This is a genomic window from Gordonibacter pamelaeae 7-10-1-b, assembly GCF_000210055.1.
GTDB lineage: Bacteria > Actinomycetota > Coriobacteriia > Coriobacteriales > Eggerthellaceae > Gordonibacter > Gordonibacter pamelaeae.
The window spans coordinates 566,688-570,346 of sequence record NC_021021.1; the positions used below are offsets into that span (position 1 = coordinate 566,688).

The window sequence follows — 3,659 nt, forward strand, 5'->3', positions numbered from 1 at the left end:
CGCAGCGCCAGCTGCTCGGCGCTCGCCGCGTCCTTCCGACCCCGACCCCTCGAAGGTCGAGGCGCAGCCCGTCATGCCCACCGCGAGCACGGCGGCGCCGCATACGGCCGTTGCCGTCTTCCTTATCATCGCATCCTCCTTCTCGCAGAGCCTACCGGGGGCTTTCCCAGCCGGCGGGCACGTCGTAGTCGTGGCAGGTGTTGCAGTACATATACGATGCGCCGTGCGCGCCGTGGCAGTTGCTGCAGTCGATGGCCTCGCCCTGGTGGGACGCGTGCGGGTTCACGCCCGCCTCGCCGCCCCAGTTCTCGGTGGCCGCCTTCACGTCCTCCCAGTCGTGGCACCCGGCCGTCGCGCACATCTTCTTGTCGGCCGTCACGCCCTGCACCGTCAGGTGCCCCGACTCGTCGGTGGCGAAGTCTCCGCGCACCCAGGCCAAGCCTTCCGTCACCTGCTCCTCGATCTTCGCCTCGTGGCATTGAAGGCACGTGACGTCGGCGCGCGCGTGGGCGTTCGCCATGAGCGTGGCGTCTTCGTAGTAGCCCTCCACGTAGGCATCCATCGGGTCGTGGCAGATGGCGTTGCAGAAGCCCGGCTGCTCGTGCCAGACCCAGAACCCGGCCCCGGCGGCAACCAGCACGACCGCGACCACGCCGACGACGATCGGCCAGCGCCTCCCGCGCCGCCTGCCTGCCGGTTCTCCGGCCTCGCGCGATGCGCCTGCTTGGACCTCGGGCGTTGCCGCTGCGTCCTTGCGGGCCTCCGCCCCCTGCTTCTCTTCCATGGTCTCCCTCCTCCGTTCCTTGTTTTGCTTCATTTGTGTTTCTTTTTTATTTCATTATTGAACTTCTTGAGCGCATGCTAGCACCTTTCGAGGGCCCGCGGAAGACGTCGTTGACGGCAGCGCGCCATCCGTCAGCAACCGTCCCGCGCCAGCCGTGCCGCACCGTTCCCGCCGCCCTGCCAACGGGTTGACGAATCGTCGAAACTGTCTATTGACGCTTCGTCAACGAGGGGCGTATGCTGCGCTCATCAGGGGTCGGCCAGATCCGGCACGGAGCGCTCGGCGCACCGGGCAGCCGGGCCGCACAGCGCAAGGAGGGCAGCATGGAAACCGCAGGCGACAGGGCACGCAACGCGGCATCGGCCGAACGGCGCGCCGACATCGTGGCCGCCGCCCGCGAGCTGTACGAGGAGCAGGGCCTCTCGAAGACCTCCGTCCAGGACATCACGAACCGCGTGGGCGTGACGCGCTCGCTGTTCTACCACTACTTCCCCGACAAGGAGGCCGTGACCTCGGCCGTGCTCGACGACTACGTGGCGGACTTCATCGAGGCGACGCACTACTGGAACGCGCAGCGCCATCCCGGCGACATCGAGAGCGCGCTCGCCAGCGTCGTGAAGCTCATGCGGCTCGGCGTGTTCGAGCATGACGCGTTCCGCCGCTCGCTCGCCTCGCGCGAGAACGCGGCGCTCTACATCGACTTCGTGAACCGTGTGGCCGACCGCGTGGCCTCCTACATCGTGGAGACGACGGTGCGCGACTACGGTGCGCTGCACGAGATACGCATCGAGCATGTCTACGAGACGTTCTACGTGCTCATCCTGGGGATCGTGGGCTACCTGCGCACGCATCCCGACGCCAGCGACGAGGTGCTGAAGGACCTCATCGCCCAGACCCTGCACATGGACCGCGGCGACGCGAGCCCGCCCGGCGGGGGCTAGCCGCACGCGGCGCCTCGGGCGCATCGAGGCACGCAGACATCTCATCCAAGGAATCAGCAGGCCGGAAGGCGGCCTGTGCGAAGCATACCCGAAAAAAGGAGGGTTTCCATGTTGTTCCAAGTTTACGGGGAGAACGCCCTGTACCAGTGGCTCGGCTGGGCCATGGTGTTCATCGGCCTCATCCTCATCAACGAGGTCGCGCGCCGCTCGAAGATCGGCGGCACCGTCTGCTTCATCGGCGTGCCGTTGGCGCTCACGGCATACTTCGTCGCCATCTACGTCGGCGCCGGCATGGGCGCGGACTGGGCGCTCGAGAACCCCACGTACCTGCACATGAACAGCTGGTTCCACTACGCAAAGCTCTACGCCGCCACCATCGGCTGCATCGGCTTCATGGCGCTCAAGTACCGGTGGGGCAAGATCGGCAAGTCGCACTGGTTCAAGTGCTTCCCGTTCGTCATCGTGGCCATCAACATCCTCATCGCCGTGGTGAGCGACTTCGAGAGCGCCATCCGCGCCTGGGGCACCACCTGGGTGTCCTCCGAGGGCGTCACGCTCTACGGCGGCTGGCACAACGTGTTCAACGGCGTGGCGGGCCTCATCAACATCGCCTGCATGACCGGCTGGTTCGGCATCTACGTTTCCAAGAAGAAGCAGGACATGCTGTGGCCCGACATGACGTGGGTGTTCATCCTGGCCTACGACCTGTGGAACTTCTGCTACACCTACAACTGCCTGCCCACGCACTCGTTCTACTGCGGCCTCGCGCTGCTTTTGGCCCCCACCGTGGCGGCCATGTTCTGGAACAAGGGCGGCTGGATCCAGAACCGCGCGTTCACGCTGGCCATCTGGTGCATGTTCGCGCAGGTGTTCCCCGCGTTCCAGGACTACAGCGTGTTCAGCGTGCAGTCGGTGAACAACCCGAACGTGAACCTCGCAGTATCGGTGATCGCGCTCGTCGCCAACGTGGCCGCCTTCGCCTACATCATGTACCGCGCCAGGAAGCTCAAGGTGAACCCGTACCTGAACGAGGTGTTCGTGGGAACGCGCGACTACGAGGAGGCCATGGCCCGTCGCGAGGACGCGCCTGAGCTCCCCCGCAGCCCGAAGGGCGACGAGGCCCCGCAGGCCGCCTAGCCAAAGGCAGGGCATCATCCCCGGGGGCGCCCGTCCCAAGGACGCCCCCCAGCGAACGGCCCGCCCTCCGGCGGGCCGTTCGCCGTCCGGATGCTAGAACGACGTCCAGCCGCCGTCGGTGGCCACGATGGCGCCGGTCATGTGGGAGGCGTCGTCCGAGGCCAAGAACAGGATGGAGGCCGCCTGCTCCTCGGGCAGCGCCTCGCGGCGCAGCATGGAGTTCTGCTTCTCGCCGGCCATGGACTGCGCGGCGGCCGGGTCGGCCCCCGCCGCGATGGCCTCCTTCTGCCTTGCCATCACGTACTCGTAGGCTTCCTGCACCATGGGCGTGGTCGTGCCCGCAGGGTTGACCGAGTTCACGCGCACGCCGTGCGCCGCATAGTCCAGGGCGAGGTTCTTCGTCAGGCCGTTCACCGCATGCTTCGAGGCCACGTAGGCGGGATTGCCCGGCAATCCCGTCACGCCCGCGATGGAGGCGTTGTTCACGATGGCGCCGCCCTCGCCCTGCGCCAGGAACTGCCGCAGCTCGTGCTTGCAGCAGAAGAACACGCTGTAGAAGTTGTTGGCCATGGTGTAGTCCATTTGCCCCTTCGAAAGGTTGTGCACGTTGTCGGGCTCGCCCATGACGCCGGCGTTGTTGACAGCCACGTCCAGCCGCCCGAAGCGCTCCACCGTGCGCTCCACCAGGGTCTGCGCGCTTTCCTCCACCGACAGGTCGAGCGCCAGGAACTCCGCCTCGGCGCCGAGCGCGCGCACCGCCTCGAGCACCTGCAGGCCCTCCGCCTCGCGGCGGTCCG

At 66.8% G+C, this 3,659-nt stretch carries 4 protein-coding genes; 2 read left to right on the plus strand and 2 right to left on the minus strand.

The window, feature by feature from the left end; translation table 11 throughout:
• Positions 1–151: 151 nt before the first annotated feature.
• Positions 152–817 (minus strand): cytochrome c3 family protein, encoded by a 666-nt coding sequence (locus GPA_RS02675; RefSeq protein ID WP_231847550.1) that lies wholly within the window; start codon positions 815–817, stop codon positions 152–154.
• 290 nt (positions 818–1,107) lie between these two features.
• Here GPA_RS02675 and GPA_RS02680 point away from each other — a divergent pair, with 290 nt between their 5' ends.
• Together GPA_RS02680 and GPA_RS02685 are read left to right on the plus strand one after the other, a co-directional pair.
• Positions 1,108–1,725, plus strand: coding sequence for a TetR/AcrR family transcriptional regulator (locus GPA_RS02680; protein ID WP_015538859.1), 618 nt, complete (start codon positions 1,108–1,110; stop codon positions 1,723–1,725).
• 108 nt (positions 1,726–1,833) lie between these two features.
• Positions 1,834–2,862 (plus strand): DUF5692 family protein, encoded by a 1,029-nt coding sequence (locus GPA_RS02685; RefSeq protein ID WP_015538860.1) that lies wholly within the window; start codon positions 1,834–1,836, stop codon positions 2,860–2,862.
• Between the two features lie 93 nt (positions 2,863–2,955).
• Here GPA_RS02685 and GPA_RS02690 read toward each other — a convergent pair.
• On the minus strand, positions 2,956–3,659 hold a 704-nt coding region (locus GPA_RS02690; RefSeq protein ID WP_041238864.1), incomplete at its 5' end, for an SDR family NAD(P)-dependent oxidoreductase.